The organism is Pannonibacter carbonis, assembly GCF_003012935.1.
GTDB lineage: Bacteria > Pseudomonadota > Alphaproteobacteria > Rhizobiales > Stappiaceae > Pannonibacter > Pannonibacter carbonis.
In genome coordinates, this window is record NZ_PUDR01000005.1 from 227,519 (window position 1) to 245,226 (window position 17,708).

General features: G+C 65.1%; 12 protein-coding genes. 2 read left to right on the forward strand and 10 right to left on the reverse strand.

The window, feature by feature from the left end:
* Positions 1-11: 11 nt before the first annotated feature.
* Entirely contained in the window at positions 12-1,826 is a 1,815-nt protein-coding gene (locus C8348_RS09425; RefSeq protein ID WP_106753063.1) for an aminopeptidase P family protein, read from the reverse strand.
* Between the two features lie 232 nt (positions 1,827-2,058).
* On the opposite strand from C8348_RS09425, the gene C8348_RS09430 reads away from it, so the two are divergent.
* Entirely contained in the window at positions 2,059-2,283 is a 225-nt protein-coding gene (locus C8348_RS09430; RefSeq protein WP_106753064.1) for a hypothetical protein, read from the forward strand.
* Between the two features lie 99 nt (positions 2,284-2,382).
* Here the strand turns inward: C8348_RS09430 and C8348_RS09435 are convergent, their stop codons facing one another.
* From C8348_RS09435 to C8348_RS09450, 4 genes are all read right to left on the reverse strand, one after another.
* On the reverse strand, positions 2,383-3,276 hold the full coding sequence (locus C8348_RS09435) for a 50S ribosomal protein L11 methyltransferase (RefSeq protein WP_106753065.1): 894 nt from the start codon (positions 3,274-3,276) through the stop codon (positions 2,383-2,385).
* A gap of 88 nt (positions 3,277-3,364) precedes the next feature.
* Entirely contained in the window at positions 3,365-4,690 is a 1,326-nt protein-coding gene (locus C8348_RS09440; protein ID WP_106753066.1) for an ATP-binding protein, read from the reverse strand.
* Positions 4,687-5,448, reverse strand: coding sequence for a response regulator (locus C8348_RS09445; protein WP_106753067.1), 762 nt, complete (start codon positions 5,446-5,448; stop codon positions 4,687-4,689). The genes C8348_RS09440 and C8348_RS09445 overlap by 4 nt, the downstream gene beginning before the upstream one ends.
* A 42-nt stretch (positions 5,449-5,490) precedes the next feature.
* Entirely contained in the window at positions 5,491-7,962 is a 2,472-nt protein-coding gene (locus C8348_RS09450; RefSeq protein ID WP_106753068.1) for an ATP-dependent helicase, read from the reverse strand.
* Between the two features lie 173 nt (positions 7,963-8,135).
* Here C8348_RS09450 and C8348_RS09455 point away from each other — a divergent pair, with 173 nt between their 5' ends.
* Positions 8,136-8,420, forward strand: a complete 285-nt coding sequence (locus tag C8348_RS09455) for a GIY-YIG nuclease family protein (protein WP_106753069.1) — start codon at positions 8,136-8,138, stop codon at positions 8,418-8,420.
* A 522-nt stretch (positions 8,421-8,942) separates the two neighbouring features.
* Here C8348_RS09455 and ligA read toward each other — a convergent pair.
* From ligA to ftsZ, 5 genes are all read right to left on the reverse strand, one after another.
* Positions 8,943-11,090, reverse strand: coding sequence for an NAD-dependent DNA ligase LigA (gene ligA, locus C8348_RS09460; RefSeq protein WP_106753070.1), 2,148 nt, complete (start codon positions 11,088-11,090; stop codon positions 8,943-8,945).
* A 43-nt stretch (positions 11,091-11,133) separates the two neighbouring features.
* Positions 11,134-12,804 (reverse strand): DNA repair protein RecN, encoded by a 1,671-nt coding sequence (recN, locus tag C8348_RS09465; protein ID WP_106753071.1) that lies wholly within the window; start codon positions 12,802-12,804, stop codon positions 11,134-11,136.
* 38 nt (positions 12,805-12,842) lie between these two features.
* Positions 12,843-13,694, reverse strand: coding sequence for an outer membrane protein assembly factor BamD (locus C8348_RS09470; protein WP_106753151.1), 852 nt, complete (start codon positions 13,692-13,694; stop codon positions 12,843-12,845).
* Between the two features lie 1,008 nt (positions 13,695-14,702).
* Positions 14,703-15,656, reverse strand: coding sequence for a UDP-3-O-acyl-N-acetylglucosamine deacetylase (gene lpxC, locus C8348_RS09475; RefSeq protein WP_106753072.1), 954 nt, complete (start codon positions 15,654-15,656; stop codon positions 14,703-14,705).
* Between the two features lie 278 nt (positions 15,657-15,934).
* Complete coding sequence (gene ftsZ / locus C8348_RS09480) at positions 15,935-17,698, reverse strand: cell division protein FtsZ (protein WP_106753073.1); 1,764 nt, start codon at positions 17,696-17,698, stop codon at positions 15,935-15,937.
* Positions 17,699-17,708 lie beyond the last annotated feature (10 nt).

The window sequence follows — 17,708 nt, forward strand, 5'->3', positions numbered from 1 at the left end:
CCGGTCGTCAATCAGACCGGCTTGGTTGCTGCCTCGAGCCAGATGCGGGTGCGGGCGTCGAGGTAGGGGCCGACCTCCTCGTTGACGCGGGCGTGGTAGCGGTTGAGCCAGTCGCGCTCCTCGGCGGTCAGGAGCGCGGGCTCGACGAGGCGGCGGTCGATGGGGGCGAGGGTCAGCGTCTCGAAACCGAGCATCGGACGTTCGCCGTGGGCGATGTCGCGCGCCTCGGTGACAAGCTCGAGATTCTCGATGCGGATGCCGTACGCGCCAGCCGGATAATAGCCGGGCTCGTTCGACAGGATCATGCCCGGGCGCAGTGGCTGGGTGCCGGTCTTGGCGATCCGCTGCGGCCCTTCATGCACGGACAGGAAGGAGCCAACGCCGTGGCCGGTGCCATGGTCATAGTCGAGACCGGCCTTCCACAAGGCGATGCGGGCAAGCGTATCGAGCTGCGCGCCGGTGGTGCCAACGGGGAAGCGGGCCGTGGCGATGCCGATATGGCCCTTCAGCACCAGCGTGAAATGCCGCTTCATCTCTGCCGTCATCTCGCCCACCGCAATGGTGCGGGTGATGTCGGTGGTGCCATCCTCATATTGGCCGCCGGAATCGATCAGGTACGGCCGGCCGACGGGGATCTTGATGTTGCTCTGCCGGTTGACCCGGTAATGGCAGATCGCGCCATTGGCACCGGCGCCGGAGATGCTGTCGAAGGAAATGTCCTTGAGCACGCCGGTGTCGACGCGGAAGCGTTCCAGGGCTTCGGCAGCGGAGATTTCATCGAGGGTGCCGGACGGGGCGTGGTCATCCAGCCAGCACAGGAACCGGGCGAAGGCGGCAGCATCGCGCAGATGTGCAGCGCGGGCGCCAGAAATCTCGACCGGGTTCTTGATCGCCTTGGGCAGCAGGACCGGATCCGGCCCCTCGACCAGCTTGCCGCCAGCCGATGTGATGCAGGTGGCGATGGCCTCGCCGGCGAGATCCGGGTCGACCAGCACGCTCTGGCCGGCCGCACCCAGCGCCGACAGGGCGGCCAAGAAGCCGGAGGGCTCGGCGATATCCGTCAGCGTGGCCAGCGTGTCGCGGACGGTGTTGGACAGCTTGCGGCCGTCGATGAAGAGCTGTGCCTCGCCCTTGGCCGACAGCACGGCGAAGGACAGCGGGATCGGCGTGTGCATGACATCCGAGCCGCGGATGTTGAACAGCCAGGCGATGGAATCAGGCTGGGTGATGACCACGGCATCGGCGCCGGCCTTGGCGACCGCTGCGGCGATGCGGGTGATCTTGTCCCTCGCCTCCTCGCCGGCCTTGTCCATCGGCTGCAGGCTGACGCCACCGATCGGCGCGGCGGGGCGATCGGCCCAGACCGCATCGACCGGGTTGTCCGAGACCGCCACCAGTTCGGCCCCGGCGGCCGCGCAGACCTGGCGCAGGCGGCGGGTGCCGTTCCGCGTGTGAAGCATCGGATCAAAGCCAAGCTTCATGCCCGGCTTGAGACGGGCGGCGAGCCAGTCGGCCGGCGGCGCCTCGATCAGGTGATGCGGCTCGAACAGGGCGCAGTCGACCTCGTCGCGCACCTGCAGGGTGTAGCGGCCATCGATGAAGATCGCGGCCGCATCGCCGAGCACGGCCGCGACACCGGCCGAGCCGGCAAAGCCGGTCAGCCATTGCAGGCGGCAGTCGCAGGGCGGGACATACTCGCCCTGGTGCGCATCGGCGCGGGGAATGAGGAAGCCATCCAGCCCGCGGCGGGCAAGTTCGGCCTTGAGCGCAGCAAGCCGGGGGCGGCCAACGCTCGGATCGGTGGGGGTGTCAAAGGTCTGGAACATGGCCGAAGACTAGCCAGAGGCGCCGCGCCGCGCAATCCAAATGCACAGCAGCGCGACCGGGAAATGGTTAAGAATCAGTTCTCTGCTGCAGCGCAATGCAGCCAATTCGCACATGCGAAATCCGCAGGGCAGTCATGCGAAACCGTGCCTTTTCGCAGAACGGGTCGAGGCGCATATTCAGGTCAACAACGGCCGGGTAATCCGGCTCCTCTTGAAAGAACGGAGTTTTACCATGGCTCTCTCGACCGCTACCTCGACTGGTCTTATCGGTGAAGGTCGCCGCCCGGCCCGTGGCCTGTTCCGTCGCGCCTTCGACCACATGATCGCTGCCCGCCAGAAGCAGGCCATGCGCCATGTCAACAGCTACCTGCTGTCGCTCGACGACGCCACGCTGGCCCATTACGGTTATGACCGTGAAGAACTGAAGCGTCAGGGCGCAGCCAGCACCCTGCTCTGAGGTTCACTCAGGCAATCAGTTCGGCTTGATCCGACAAAACAGGCGGCATGCGGTTTTCGAACCGCAGCCGCCTTTTTCTTTGCCCGTGACGGGTCGACGTCAGTGCGCGTGGACGCCGCCGCGCACCAGGGTCAGCGTGATCCAGCCGTTCTTCTCCCAGCGCCGCGCCAGACGGAAGCCTTGAGTGCTGTAGGCAAACAGGATGCGCGGGCCATCCTCGATGCGCAGACCTGACAGGATCAGCGTCGCATCGGCAGTCATCCGCGCCGAGATCGACTTCGCCATCTGCATCAGCGGACGGGCGAGGATGTTGGCGATGACCAGATCAAACGGACCGAACTCGGCAAAGCGCCGGTCCTCGACGCCCGCTGCCGTGAAGGTGCGGATGAGGTGGGGGACCTCGTTGAGGACCGCATTCTGCTGTGCTGTCTGCGTGGCGACCGGATCGATATCGGTGGCGACAACAATCTGACGGGCAAGCTTGGCGGCGGCAATCGCCAGCACGCCGGTGCCGGTGCCAAGGTCCAGGATCCGGTCGAAGCGCCAGCGGCCGACCAGCCGGTCGATCTCGCGCAGGCAGCCTTCAGTGGTGCCGTGGTGACCGGTGCCAAAGGCAAGCGCTGCCTCGATCTCGATACCGATCATGCCCGAGCGCAGCTTGTCGCGGTCATGCGCCCCGTGAATGAGGAAACGGCCAGCTGCGACGGGGGCGAGGCCCTCAAGGCTTTTCTCGACCCAGTTGAGGTCCTCCAGCACCTCCGCCTGTGGAACGGCGTCAAAGGCATCAGCCCCGACCGTCGCCAGCAGCTCGGCAATCGCCTCGTCCGGCTCCATGCCGAATATCAGGATCTCGACCGCCCAGGTCTTGCCGTCCGGGGTGAACTCATAGACCGTGACCGGGTTACCCTCGTCCTCGAAGGCCTGCTCGATCACGCCATAGATGCGCTTGGCTTCCTGTTCGTCGGCGGTGATCCGTACCCTGACCGTCTGCATTCTGTCCTCGGAGTGTAGCAAGGGAAGCGCCGATATAACCGCCCCCCTGAAAAACAGCCAGCCCAAAGCGCCGGCAGATGCAACAGCGTCACGCTGCCGGCAGTTGCATGCGTGCGGTCAGCCCGCCACCGGGCGTATCCAGCAGATCCAGCCGTCCGCCGTGGCCTTCGGCAATGGCCCGGGCTGTGGCAAGACCAAGGCCGAAGCCAGTGCCCTGCCCCTCTCCCATCGTGCGGGCCGCATCGCCGCGCTCGAACGGCTCGATCAGGCGGTTCATTTCCTCGCGCGTCAGGCCAGGCCCATGATCAACGACCTCGATCACGACCAGACCGTCCTTGCCTGAGGCCTTGACGTCGAGACCGCCGGCATGACGATGGGCGTTGTCGATCAGGTTGGACACCGCCCGCACAAGCTCGCTGACCCGGCCATTGACGACGAGCCCCGATGCGCAATGCAGCCCGAGCGCGATGTCCATGTCCTCATACTGGTCCTGCACCGACAGCAGCAGGCTGGGAAGGTCAACCGGCGCCGTGCGTTCTCCGGTGCGTCCTTCGCGCAGGAACGTCAATGCCCCGTTGATCTGCCCCTCCATGACGGACAGATCGGCCAGATTTCGGCTCTTGAGGTCTCCCTCCGGCATCAGGTCGAGGCGTAAACGCAAACGCGTCAGGGGCGTGCGCAAGTCATGCCCGATCGCCGCCAGCATCCGCGTGCGGCGCTCGATGAGATCGCGGATGCGCACCTGCATCCGGTTGAAGGCGGCGGCGGCGGCCCGGACCTCGCGGGGGCCCTTTTCCGTCAGCGCTACCGGTTCCCCCGGCCCTTCGCCGAACACAGAGACGGCACGCTCTAGCTCCGATAGAGGACGAACCAGGGTGCGGACAGCCCAGACCAGAAGCATGGCCAGGCTGAGGGCAAGAAACAGCAGGATCTGCAGGAACGGATTGCCCAGAAGCCCTCCGCCGCGCTTGGCCAGATGATCCGCCCGGATCCGGCTGCCATCGTCCAGGGCAATCTCAACCACCAGTTCCTTTTCCTGTCCCAGCGGCTGAGCGCCGAGAAGTCGCATGCCGTTTGTCAGATCCACCGGCACCAGAGGATGAAGCAAAATGCCCTCCGGAACGCCCAGCACCGGATCTCCAGGCGGCACGAGGTCTATGTGAAAGTGCCGGTTGGCCGCATTCAACGCATCAACAAGGCCCGGCCGTTCGGCCTGAGCAGCCTCGTTCAGTGTCTGCAACGCACTCCCGAGCATCAAAAGCTCGGAAATAGACCGGGCGTGCTGGGGTACGGGCCGAAGCAAAACAAAAAACGCAAAAACAAAGGTAGTGATCAGCACCAAGGCGGATATCATCACCAGCATGACCTGAGAGGCGATGCGATCCGGCCAGAAATACTCCTTCAGCGGCTTCACGCGACACTCACTTCGGCGACAAATTCATAACCGCCGGCCCGCACCGTCCGGATATATTGACCGCCGCTCGATGAGGGTTCGAGCTTGGAACGCAGGCGGCTGACAAGAATGTCGATGTTGCGGCCCGTCGAACTGATGTTCACACCTGTCGTCAGGTCCACCAGTTGTTCGCGGCTGAGCACGCGGCCAGGGCGCTCGCAGAACACCTGAAGCAAGGCCAGCTCGGCCGGGGTCAGGGTCACAATGGCCCCTTGCCGGTTGTGCAGGCTGTGCGCGACGCAATCGAGCACCCAGCCATCGAACCCGAGCTTTCGCGCATGCAGCGAGGGCGCAACCGAGCCGAGCTCCATCCGGCGGAACAGGGCACGGATGCGAGCGATCAGTTCACGGGGGTTGAACGGCTTGGCAAGATAGTCATCCGCGCCGACCTCAAGCCCGATCACCCTGTCGAAGTCGTCGGACTTGGCCGAGACAATGATGATCGGGATGGCACTGGAGGCGCGCAGGCGGTGGCAGATGCTGAGGCCGTCTTCCCCCGGCAGCATCAGGTCGAGCACGACGAGGTCGACCCGGCTCGTTTCCATAAGCCGTTCCATTTCGACGCCATTGCGGGCGAGCGAGACGCGCCAGCCATGCGCCGTCAGATGCTGCTCCATCAGACAACCGATTTCGGGATCATCCTCGACGATCAGCACATGTTGACTGACCTGATGGGCCGCGCCCGACCGGGCAACCTGAAGGGAGACGGCGTCTTTCATGCAACAGATCCAAACGTCGCCGGCGCTTCCGTCGGCCTTTGCTCAATGGCGCTCGACAAAACTGTCAATCACCCGCTTCTCGCCGGCCTTCTCGAAATCGATCGTGAGCTTGTTGCCCTCGATGGCCGTGATGCGACCATAGCCGAACTTGATGTGAAACACCCGCTCGCCTTTTTCAAAACTCGACGGGGTCTCGGATGTGGAGCGGGCAACCAGTTGCCCCTCGATGGTCAGAGGCCCTTGCGCCCTCGTGCGGGAAGAGCGCATGTCGGATCGGTTGCCATGGTCCTGGCTGCCCGCCTCACGCGCACGCTGCGCCCGCTGCCAGCCAGGCGTCGAGTAGGTATTCTGGAACGGATCGCGGGCATCGAAGCGGGAGACGCCATAGGCGTTGCCGCCGCCATAGCCGCCACCGCTGTAGCCACCATAGCGGGTGGAACTTTCGACCACCTCGACGTGCTTTTCAGGCAGCTCGTCCAGGAAGCGCGAGGGGATGCCGGACTGCCACGAGCCGTGGATGCGGCGGTTGGAGGCAAACCAGATCTTGGCCCGCTTGCGCGCCCGGGTGATGCCGACATAGGCCAGACGCCGCTCTTCCTCGAGGCCGGCCCTGCCGCTTTCATCCAGCGCGCGCTGATGCGGGAACAGCCCCTCCTCCCAGCCCGGCAGGAACACGGTGTCGAACTCCAGCCCCTTGGCCGAATGCAGCGTCATGATCGAGACCGCATCGGCGGCATCGGCCGAATCCCGGTCCATCACCAGCGCGATGTGTTCAAGGAAGCCCGGCAGGGACTCGAACTCCTCCATCGAGCGGACGAGTTCCTTCAGGTTGTCGAGACGGCCCGGCGCTTCGGCAGACCGGTCCAGCCGCCACATCTCGGTGTAGCCGCTCTCGTCCAGGATGATCTCGGCCAGTTCCGAGTGCTTCATGTGAACAAGCTGCGCCCGCCAGCGGTCGAGGCTGGCAATGAGATCGGACAGCGCCTTGCGTGCCTTCGGCTTCAGCTCTTCCGTGCGGCAGAGCTGCGTGGCGGCCTCCAGCAGCGGGATGCGGCTGGCGCGGGCCAGTTCATGCACCAGCTTGAGGCTGGCCTCGCCGAGGCCACGCTTCGGCGTGTTGACGATACGCTCGAAGGCCAGATCATCCGCCGGCTGCACCACGCAGCGGAAATAGGCCATCGCATCGCGGATCTCGAGCCGTTCATAGAAGCGCGGGCCACCGATGACCCGGTAGTTGAGACCGAGCGTGACGAACCGGTCTTCGAACTCGCGCATCTGGAACGACGCGCGCACAAGAATGGCCATCTGGTTGAGCGAATGGCCCTGGTTCTGCAGCGCCTCGATCTCCTCGCCAATGGAGCGGGCTTCCTCTTCCGAATCCCAGGACGAGGCCACCGTGACCGCTTCGGCTTCCGGGTCCTTGTCGTCGGTGAACAGCGTCTTGCCGAGACGGCCCTCGTTGTGGGCGATCAGATGCGAGGCCGCGCCCAGGATGTGGCTGGTGGAGCGGTAGTTGCGCTCGAGGCGGACCACGACGGCGCCGGGGAAGTCGTGCTCGAAGCGCAGGATGTTGTCCACTTCCGCGCCGCGCCAGCCGTAGATCGACTGGTCGTCGTCGCCGACGCAGCAGACGTTGGAATTGCCCTGCGCCAGCAGTCGCAGCCACAGATACTGGGCGATGTTGGTGTCCTGGTACTCATCGACCAGCATGTAGCGGAAGCGGCGCTGGTAGTCCTTCAGAACGTCCGGCTGCGTCTTGAACAGCGTGATGCAATGCAGCAGCAGGTCGCCGAAATCGGCCGCGTTCAGCACCGACAGGCGGTCCTGGTATTCGGCATAGAGCTTGCGGCCCTTGCCATTGCCGAAGGCGCGCGCCTCGCCCTCCGGGATGTCTTTCGGCGTCAGGCCGCGGTTCTTCCAGCTGTCGACCACGGAGGCGAACATGCGCGCGGTCCAGCGCTTTTCGTCGAGGCCCTCGGCCTGGATCACCTGTTTCATCAGGCGCAGCTGGTCATCGGTGTCTAGGATCGAGAAGCCCGACTTGAGGCCGACCAGCTCGGCGTGGTTGCGCAGGATCTTGACGCAGATCGAATGGAACGTGCCGAGCCAGGCCATGCCCTCGACGCCCGGGCCGATGTAATGGGCGATGCGCTCCTTCATCTCCCGCGCGGCCTTGTTGGTGAAGGTGACGGCGAGGATCTGCGACGGCCAGGCGTGCTGGGTGGCAAGGATATGCGCGATGCGGGTGGTCAGCACCCGGGTCTTGCCGGTGCCGGCGCCAGCCAGCACCAGAACCGGGCCATCGACGGTTTCCACCGCCAGCCGCTGTTCCGGATTGAGACCGGCAAGATAGTCAGCGGCCGCCGCCTGGGGCGTCGCCTGCCGCGCCGCGAGCGCCCGGGCAGCAATGCCGCCGCCCTGTGGCCGATGGGCGGGCGCGGGCGCTGACGGACCCTGGTCATAGGCCGCGTCGATTTCGCTCCAGTCGTCGGAAAATCCCGTGGGCACGCTCATCCATCCCGCCGCATGTGGTTACCTGTGGAGAACAATATAGCAACAATGACGGCAAGAGCGAGGCGGCTGGGTGTGTTTTCCCGTGGTGTGACGGGGGTGGTGGACTGCATGGAACGTGCACAAACACGAAAGGCACGACAAGATTGCAGAGAGGCTATCGGCAGGGATCCGTGATGTATCACGTCTACATTCTCGCCAGTCGCATGCATGGAACGCTCTATGTCGGCGTGACGAATGATCTTCCACGCCGCGTGGACGAGCACAGGCAAGGTGTGGGCTCACGCTTCACACGGGAGCATGGCGTCTCACGGCTCGTCTTCTACGAAGGCTTCGAGGATGTGGAGGCCGCAATCGCTGCCGAAAAGCGGTTGAAGCGATGGCATCGGGCCTGGAAGGTTCAGCTGGTCGAGCGGACCAATCCGCTCTGGAAGGACCTCTCTCTTGAGCTGAACATGTAATCCACCTTCCGTGTCACCCCGGACGCAGCGAAGCGGAGATCCGGGGCCTACTCGTTTGCAGAGCAATGGAGACGGGCACAGTCGCGCAACAAGCTGCCGAGAGGATACGCTCTGCCGTTGCAACGCTGAAGTACACGCAGCACCGCTCTGGAAGCGAGTAGGCCCCGGCTCTCGCGTTGCTCGGCCGGGGTGACACGGAGAGGGTGTCGCTCCCATGCGGCATGTGCCGTCGCGCCGAGAATGCCCCTGACCGAAGTGTCACCCCGGACGAGAGCGAAGCGGAGATCCGGGGCCTACTCGTTTGCAGAGCAATGGAGACGGGCACAGTCGCGCAACAAGCTACCGAGAGGATACGCTCTGCCGTTGCAACGCTGAAGTACACGCAGCACCGCTCTGGAAGCGAGTAGGCCCCGGCTCTCGCGTTGCTCGGCCGGGGTGACACGGAGAGGAGTTGCGCGGGCCGGGGTGACACGGAGAGCGGGATGGCCGGAGAGGCTTGAACGGCGAAGACGATCAAGTCCCTCACCCGCCGACCAGGTCGAACCACTCGTCCTCGGTGATGGCTTCGATGCCGAGGTCCTGGGCGGTCTTGAGTTTGGAGCCGGCGCCGGGGCCGGCGACGAGGAGGTTGGTCTTCTTGGAGACAGACCCAGCAACCTTGGCGCCGAGCCGTTCGGCCATGGCCTTGGCCTCGTCGCGGGTCATGCGTTCGAGGGAGCCTGTGAAGACGACGGTCTTGCCGGCCACCGGCGAACCGGAGGCGTCGATCTTCTCGGCGTCCAGCGGGGTGACCTCGGCGAGCAGGGCCGCAAGGGCTTCGCGGTTGTGGTCCTCGGCGAAGAACTGCACCACGGCTTCGGCCAGCGTCTCGCCGATGCCGTCGACGGCGTTGAGATCGGCCCAGGCGTCGCTGGCGTGATCGAGCGCGGCCGTCATCGCGGCCTCGAAGGCGCCCCAGGAGCCATAGGCGCGGGCGAGCAGCTTGGCGTTGCCCTCGCCGACATGGCGGATGCCGAGGGCGAAGATGAAGCGGTGAAGGTCGATGCGGCGGCGGGCGTTGATCGCCTCGAACAGGTTCTTGGCCGAGACCGCGCCCCAGCCGTCGCGGTTTCGCAGCTTGGTGAGCGCCGCCTTGTCGCGCGCCTCCAGCGTGAAGATGTCGGCCGGCGTGCGCACCAGCCCTTCGGCGAAGAAGGCATCGATCTGCTTGTCGCCGAGGCCCTCGATGTCGAAGGCATTGCGCTGGACGAAGTGCTTCAGCTTTTCCGAGGCCTGCGCCGGGCAGATCAGGCCGCCGGTGCAGCGGCGGACCGAATCAAGCCGGCCGGTCTTGGCGTTTTCCTCGCGCACCGCATGGCTGCCGCAGGCCGGGCAGACGGTGGGGAAGACGTAAGGCTGCGCATCGGCAGGCCGGCGGGCAAGGTCGATGTCGACGATCTGCGGGATAACGTCGCCGGCGCGCTGGATCATCACCGTGTCGCCGATGCGCAGGTCTTTCCCACCCCGGATCGGCTCGCCGTCCATGCCGATGGCCTTGATGTAGTCCTCGTTGTGCAGTGTGGCGTTGGAGACGACGACGCCGCCGACGGTGACGGGCTCGAGCTTGGCCACCGGCGTCAGCGCGCCGGTGCGGCCGACCTGGATCTCGATGTCCTTCAGCACCGTATAGGCCTTTTCGGCCGGGAACTTGTGCGCGATCGCCCAGCGGGGCGAGCGGGAGACGAAGCCGAGGCGCTGCTGCAGGTCGAGCCGGTCGACCTTGTAGACGACACCGTCGATGTCATAGCCAAGGCCGGAGCGGTCCTCCTCGATGCCGTGATAGACGGCCAGAAGCTCCTCGACGCGGGCGCAGCGCTGCATGCGCGGATTGACCGCAAGGCCCCAGTCGGCAAAGCGGCGCACCATGTCGAACTGGGTCGCCGCCGGCACCTCGCTCATCTCGCCCCAGGCATAGGCGAAGAAGCGCAGGGGCCGCGAGGCGGTGATCTCGGGATTGAGCTGGCGCAGCGAGCCGGCAGCGGCATTGCGCGGATTGGCGAAGGTCTTGCCGCCATTGGCCGCCATGCGCGCGTTGAGCGCGGCAAAATCAGCGTGTGACATGTAGACTTCGCCGCGCACCTCGACCACCGCCGGAACGCCGTCGGGCAAACGGTGCGGGATGTCGGCAATGGTGCGGGCATTGGCCGTGACGTTCTCGCCGACCGTGCCATCGCCGCGGGTGGCGGCACTCACCAGGACGCCGTTTTCGTAGCGCAGCGACAGGGACAGGCCGTCGATCTTCGGCTCGGCCACCACCACCAGATCGCCCATCAGCGGATCGAACTTGAGGAAGCGGCGGACGCGGCCGACAAAATCACGCACGTCCTCGTCGGTGAAGGCATTGTCGAGCGACAGCATCGGAACCTGATGCGTGATCTTGCCGAAACCGTCGGCAACGCCAGCGCCCACCCGTAGGGACGGGCTGTCGGGGCGCACCAGATCCGGGAACCGCGCTTCGATGTCGGCATTGCGCCGGCGCAGGGCGTCATAGTCGGCATCGGAAATGGTCGGGGCGTCTTCGGCATGATAGCGCCGGTCATGGCCGGCGATTTCTGCGGCCAGACGCTCCAGTTCTGCAGCGGCCTCCTCGCGGGTCAGGCGGTCGGCATCAGGGCGCGTGGGCTCGGTCATGGCCGGATGGTCCTTGTGAATACGGATCGGCGACGAGAGTGCCTCAGCTTTCGCTGACTGTCAGCAACCGAGCGGCGGCGGCGCGGGCTTCGTCGGTGATGACGCTGCCGGCCAGCATGCGGGCGATTTCCTCGCGGCGATGGGCCTCGTCAATCGGCGTGATGCGGGTGGCGACACGCTCGGGGGCAACTTCTTCCTTGGCGATGAGGAAGTGTCCATCGGCACGTGCGGCCACCTGCGGCGCATGGGTGACGGTCAGGACCTGGACGCTGCGGGCTAGACGGGCAAGACGCCAGCCGATGGCTTCGGCAACAGCACCGCCAACGCCGGTGTCGATCTCGTCGAAAACGAGCGTCGGGACGGACCCGCTGTCGGCCAGCGACACTTTCAGCGCCAGCAGGAAGCGCGAAAGCTCGCCGCCGGAAGCGACCTTCATGATCGGGCCGGGCCGGGTGCCGGGGTTGGTCTGGACCCAGAATTCGACCATGTCGACGCCGGTCGCAGTGCGGTTTTCAGCGTCGCTGGTGATCTCGACAAGGAAGCGGGCTCGTTCCAGCTTCAGGGACGGCAATTCGGCAGCGACGGCTGCTTCGAGCTTGGCGGCCGTTGCGGCCCGCGCGGCGGTCAGCTTGCTGGCGATGACATCAAAAGCCTTGCGCGCGGTGTTGGCCGCGGCGGCCAGCGCATCGAGCTTTTCCTCGCCGGCATCGAGATCGCCAAGGTCGCCGGCCATGCGCGCGGTGAGCGCCGGCAGGTCTTCCACCGACACCGAGAACTTGCGCGCGGCGGCGCGCAGGGCAAACAGTCGTTCCTCGGTTGCTTCCAGTTCGCGCGGATCGAAATCCGTCTGGCGGATCGCGGCCTCAAGCCCGGCGCGGGCCTCTTCCAGCGCATCAAGCGCAGTCCCAAGGGACGACACCGGGCCGGACAGCATCTGCGGCGACTGATCGGCCTTGCGCTCGAGCCGCCGCATCAGGCTGGCGAGTTCCGGGATCGGCGAGGCCGACCCATTCAGCGTTTCATAGGCCTCGTTGAGATCGCCGGCGATCTTCTCGACCTGCATCATGGCCGCGCGCCGTTCGGCAAGCTCGGCTTCCTCGCCCGGCTTCGGGGCAAGGCGGGTCAGCTCGTCAACGGCGGCACGCAGGTAATCGGCTTCGCGCCGCGCCGCCTCAATGCGTGCCTTGTGGTCTTTCAGCGCCTTGTCGGCGGCGCGCAGGCGGCCATAGGCCTCACCGACAGCGGCAACGTCCCCGTCGAGGCGGCCGAAGCTGTCGAGCAGCAGGCGATGGCTTTCCGGATCAACAAGCGCGCGCTCGTCGTGCTGGCCATGCACCTCGACCAGCATCTGGCCGGCCTGACGCAGCAGACCGACGCTGACCGGCTGATCGTTGATGAAGGCGCGGCTGCGGCCATCCTGGGTCTGGATGCGGCGCAGGATGACGTCGCCATCATCGGGAACATCGTTCTCGCGCAGGAGCGCACGGACGGGATGGGCGCCCGCCACGTCAAAGACGGCGACGACCTGGCCCTGAGGCTCGCCATGGCGGACAAGCCCGGCATCGCCGCGCCCGCCGAGCGCGAGCGTCAGGGCATCAAGCAGAATGGACTTGCCCGCACCGGTCTCGCCCGTCAGCACAGTCATGCCGGCGGAGAAATCGATGTCGAGCCGGTCGATCAGAACGATATCGCGGATCGAGAGTGTCGCCAGCATGGAAGGTGCCCCGCCCCTTCAGTCCCAGACGTCCTAAATCAGAACAGCTTGACGCCCTGGAACGCCTTGCTGATCCAGCTGCTGCGATTTTCTGACGGCTCATAGCCACCCTTCTGCAGCAGCGAATAGGAATCCTTGTACCACTGGCTATCGGGATAATTGTGACCGAGAATTGCAGCCGCAGTCTGCGCTTCAGTTACAACACCAAGCGCGTAATAGGACTCGGTCAAGCGGGCCAGCGCCTCCTCGACATGACGCGTGGTCTGGTAGTTGATCACGACCGACTTGAAGCGGTTGATCGACGCAATGTAGTTGCGCTTTTCGAGATAGTAGCGCCCGACCTGCATTTCCTTGCCGGCAAGCTGGTCATAGGCAACCAGCAGCTTCGACTTGGCGTCCGCGGTGTATTCGCTGTCAGGATAGCGGGTCACCAGTTCATTAAGCGCGGACGCAGCCCGCTCTGTGATGCGCTGGTCGCGTGAGATATCCGGGATCTGGCGGTAGTAGGACTGACCGATAAGATAGAGCGCATAAGGCATATCCGCGCTGCCAGGATAGAGCGTGTTGAACCGCTCGGCGGCTGTGATCGCTTCCGGGTAACGGCCCAGCGAGAAGTTGATGAAAGCCAGGTTCATCAGCGATTTCTTGGCGAACTCGGAATAGGGATAAAGCTTGTCGAGTTCGGTAAACTTCTTGCCGGCATCCGACAGGCGGCCAGCATTGCGCAAGGCAAGGCCTTCGTTGAACAGGACCTCGGCCGGCGTGTCATCAAGGGCCAGGTCATCGTCATCTTTCGATGCACAGGCCGTCAGCACCAGGGCGGTGGCCAACAGCAGGGAGTGGAGGAGGATCGTCTTCCTGCGCGGACGCTTGCCTGTCCCGGTCGCCATGTTGTCCAGCACGCCTTCCAACTCCTTGCCCAGGACCCCGCCCGCGAACCGGCCACATTGACCGGACTGGAACGGCTCCGTCGTATTGATGCGTGATCGATTGCCGATCAGGTGCCAGCACCGGAGCGGAAATCGATCTGGCAGATTTCATCTCGCCAGTCAGGCAAGGCTTAAGCTGCCGCGTGGCAAATGCCAACCCTTTTCCAAGGCAAGGCTTTTACCGGATCACGACGGGACCTGCCACGCCATGTGTTCAATTTTTGAAGCTTTTTTGTGGCGAACGGGCAGCGCGGGCCGATTTGCCCGATTGCGGGGCCGGACGCAGGCCCGCGTTCCCCCGGTCGTCATGCCATGACTTGATCATGGCATCCAGGCCGTTGCGTGAATGCGCGGGGAGCCTAACGAGGCGGGCTGCAGGAGCAACCGGGCGAAGCTGATCGTGTGGAGACGGCACGGCATGGATGCCATGGCCCGGCCATGGCATGACGAAGGATGGGGTGTTGCTGGGGGCTCAGCTTGCGGAGCCTTGCAGGCTGGGTGTGCTGGGCGGATCGGCGTCCGGGGGCGGATGGGGACCCGTGTTCCCTCCGTCGTCAAGCCATGACTTGATCATGGCATCAATGCCGTTGCCTGAATGCACGGGGAGCCTAACGAGGCGGGCTGCAGGAGCAACTGGGCGAAGCCGATCGTGTGGAGAGTGCACGGCATGGATACCATGGCCAGGCCATGGCATGACGAAGGATGGGGTGTTGCTGGGGGCTCAGCTTGCGGAGCCTTGCAGGCTGGGTGTGCTGGGCGGATCGGCGTCCGGGGGCGGATGGGGACCCGTGTTCCCTCCGTCGTCAAGCCATGACTTGATCATGGCATCAATGCCGTTGCCTGAATGCACGGGGAGCCTAACGAGGCGGGCTGCAGGAGCAACTGGGCGAAGCCGATCGTGTGGAGAGGACACGGCATGGATGCCATGGCCAGGCCATGGCATGACGGCGGAGGGGGCTGGTCAGTCGATCAGGAGACGTCGGGGCCGAAGGCGGCGGCGGCGAGGGCCGGGCGGCCGGCGGACTGGCTGTTGTCGCGCCAGACCGGGGCTTCGACGATCTCGAAACTGTCCTTGGGCGCGCGCGTGAACAGTTCTTCCAGGATGGCGTGGTTCATCTTGTGGCCGCCCTTGAAGGAGCGGTAGATGCCAAGAATCGGCAGGCCGGCAAGGGCGAGGTCACCCACGGCATCCAGCGCCTTGTGGCGGACGAATTCGTCCGGCCAGCGGGTGCCTTCCGGGTTGAGCACGCGGTCTTCGGCGATAGCGACTGAATTCTCCAGCGACGAGCCAAGGGCAAAGCCCATGGCCCAGAGCTTCTCGACATCCTTGACCTGGCCAAAAGTGCGCGCACGGGCCAGTTCCTTGCGGAAAACGTCCGGGGTGAGATCGCGGGCAAAGGTCTGGCGACCGATCAGGGCGCCGTCGAATTCGATGGTGACTTCAAAGCGGGTGCCGTCGTAGGGCAGCAACTCGCACCAGGCCGAACCGGCGTCGATCCGCACCGGCTTCTTGATCCGCAGATAGCGGCGGCCGCGATCAAGGCGCTTCAGACCGACCTGGTCAATGGCCTCGACAAACGGAGCGCTGCTGCCGTCCATGATCGGCATTTCCGGGCCGTCCATCTCGACCACCACGTTGTCAACGCCGAGCGCGATGAGCGCAGCCATCAGATGCTCGACCGTGGAGACGCCGTTGCGGGCCGGATCGGCGATCACGGTGCACAGCGCCGTGGCCGTCACCTGGTCCCAGCGGGCGGGAATGGCCCGGGCACTGTCCTGCGCATCGCAGCGGGTGAAGACAATCCCGGTTCCCGCATCTGCAGGAAGGAGGGTGACACTCGCCGGCTTGCCAGAATGGACACCAACCCCGGTAAGGGTGACCTGATCGGCCAGGGTCGTCTGGAAGTCGGTGCGGTGGGTCATGAACGATGCCTTGCTTCGGTCCGGCGCCTCAAGAACCGCAAGCTTTACGCAAGCTTGATAGGGTCTGTTAACGCTCTGCGATCTGGCCGAACAATAGACCCGGGCGATCTATGACCGAAATAAAGCTTTATTACGCTTTGTAACGCCCTTCACCAACATAAGACATTGATATCGTTGCGATACCGTGAGCGGCTTGCCGCAATGTTACAAACGGAAACGACCCGGTGAAACCACCGGGCCGCTCCGAAGGGAAGAGTGTCAGCGCTGGTCTGGACGACTCAGTTCGACTGGCGGCGCAGGAACGCCGGGATCTCGAGCTGGTCTTCCTCGCTGTGGGCCTGCGGACGGGCCGGGGCCCGGCCGGTGGCATCCAGCTGACCGGCAGCACCCATCTGCGGACGGGGAGCCGGAGCCATCTGCGGCATGCGCGGAGCCGGACGCATCTGCGGCTGCTGAGCGACCGGAGCGGCCGCACGCGGCTGCACCTGCGGCTCGGGAGCGACGTCTTCGTGCTCGACGTGACGCGACAGGCCGGAGGCCAGCCGGCGCAGCAGACCCATCGGACGGCGGTCGTCACCGTGATCGTCCTCAACTGCATGCTGGACCGGTGCGGCCTGCGGGACGACGTCCTCGGTCCGGGCCGCCTGGGCGCGCATTTCACGCTGGGCGATCGGCGGGAAGTCTTCCATGCGCGGCATGCGCGGGTTGGCGACCGGCTGTTCGGCGACCGGCGGGATGTACGGACGGCTGACCGGGCCTTCGGCGGCCAGCGGCACCTGGACCGGCTCGCCGAGATCGGCGGCAGGAACCTTGGTGGTCATCAGGTCGGGTGCCGGGCGAAAGGCCTTGATCTGGACATCAGGATCCGTTGCGGCGGCAACCGCGACCGGCTCGGGGATCGACAGTTCACGTTCAAGGCTGGCCAGAGCGCGGGAAGCGGCATCCTGCTGGAAGGAACTGACCGGCGCGGCGGGACGCGTGTCAGCCGGGCGGGCTGCCTGCGTGACGACCGGCTTCTGCACGCTGTCCACCCGCTGGGTCAGCATGACGTTCATGTCAGCGTTTCCCAGGGTCTGTTCCTTGTCGATGCCGGTGGCAACGACCGACACCCGGATGATGCCGTTGAGGCTTTCGTCGAAGGTCGCGCCGAGAATGATGTTGGCGTCCGAATCCACTTCCTCGCGGATGCGGGTGGCGGCTTCATCGACTTCGAACAGGGTCAGGTCCGTGCCGCCGGTGATCGAGATCAGGAGGCCCTTGGCGCCCTTCATCGAGGTCTCGTCGAGCAGCGGATTGGCAATGGCGGCTTCTGCAGCCTGCTGGGCGCGCTTGTCGCCGGAGGCTTCGCCCGTGCCCATCATCGCTTTGCCCATGCCGCGCATGATCGAGCGCACGTCGGCGAAGTCGAGGTTGATGAGGCCTTCCTTGACCATCAGGTCGGTGATGCAGGCCACGCCCGAATACAGCACCTGGTCGGCCATCGCGAAGGCATCGGCGAAGGTGGTCTGGGCATTGGCGATGCGGAACAGGTTCTGGTTCGGAATGACGATGAGCGTATCGACGTTCCGCTGCAGTTCCTGGATACCGGCTTCAGCGATCCGCATGCGGCGCGAGCCTTCGAACTGGAACGGTTTGGTCACCACACCTACCGTCAGTATACCTTGCTGGCGGGCCGCCCGTGCAATAACGGGGGCAGCGCCCGTGCCGGTGCCACCGCCCATGCCGGCGGTGATGAACACCATGTGCGAGCCAGACAGGTGATCGTTGATCTCGTCGATCACTTCCTCGGCGGCCGCAGAGCCGACTTCCGGCTGCGATCCGGCCCCAAGGCCCTCGGTCACGGCAACGCCCATCTGGATCAGGCGCTCGGCGTGGTTCATGGCGAGAGCTTGCGCGTCGGTGTTGGCCACCACGAAATCGCAGCCCTGGAGGCCGGCCGAGATCATGTTGTTGACGGCATTGCCGCCAGCACCGCCGACGCCGAAGACCGTGATTCTCGGCTTCAGCTCCTGAATGTCAGGCATCTTCAGGTTGATGGTCATAAGTTCCTCG

Coding starts and splice junctions, on each gene's coding strand:
- C8348_RS09425 (WP_106753063.1), bottom strand. CDS start 1,826: ATGTTCCAGACCTTTGACACCCCCACCGATCCGAGCGTTGGCCGCCCC.
- C8348_RS09430 (WP_106753064.1), top strand. CDS start 2,059: ATGGCTCTCTCGACCGCTACCTCGACTGGTCTTATCGGTGAAGGTCGC.
- C8348_RS09435 (WP_106753065.1), bottom strand. CDS start 3,276: ATGCAGACGGTCAGGGTACGGATCACCGCCGACGAACAGGAAGCCAAG.
- C8348_RS09445 (WP_106753067.1), bottom strand. CDS start 5,448: ATGAAAGACGCCGTCTCCCTTCAGGTTGCCCGGTCGGGCGCGGCCCAT.
- C8348_RS09450 (WP_106753068.1), bottom strand. CDS start 7,962: ATGAGCGTGCCCACGGGATTTTCCGACGACTGGAGCGAAATCGACGCG.
- C8348_RS09455 (WP_106753069.1), top strand. CDS start 8,136: ATGTATCACGTCTACATTCTCGCCAGTCGCATGCATGGAACGCTCTAT.
- ligA (WP_106753070.1), bottom strand. CDS start 11,090: ATGACCGAGCCCACGCGCCCTGATGCCGACCGCCTGACCCGCGAGGAG.
- recN (WP_106753071.1), bottom strand. CDS start 12,804: ATGCTGGCGACACTCTCGATCCGCGATATCGTTCTGATCGACCGGCTC.
- C8348_RS09470 (WP_106753151.1), bottom strand. CDS start 13,694: ATGGCGACCGGGACAGGCAAGCGTCCGCGCAGGAAGACGATCCTCCTC.
- lpxC (WP_106753072.1), bottom strand. CDS start 15,656: ATGACCCACCGCACCGACTTCCAGACGACCCTGGCCGATCAGGTCACC.
- ftsZ (WP_106753073.1), bottom strand. CDS start 17,698: ATGACCATCAACCTGAAGATGCCTGACATTCAGGAGCTGAAGCCGAGA.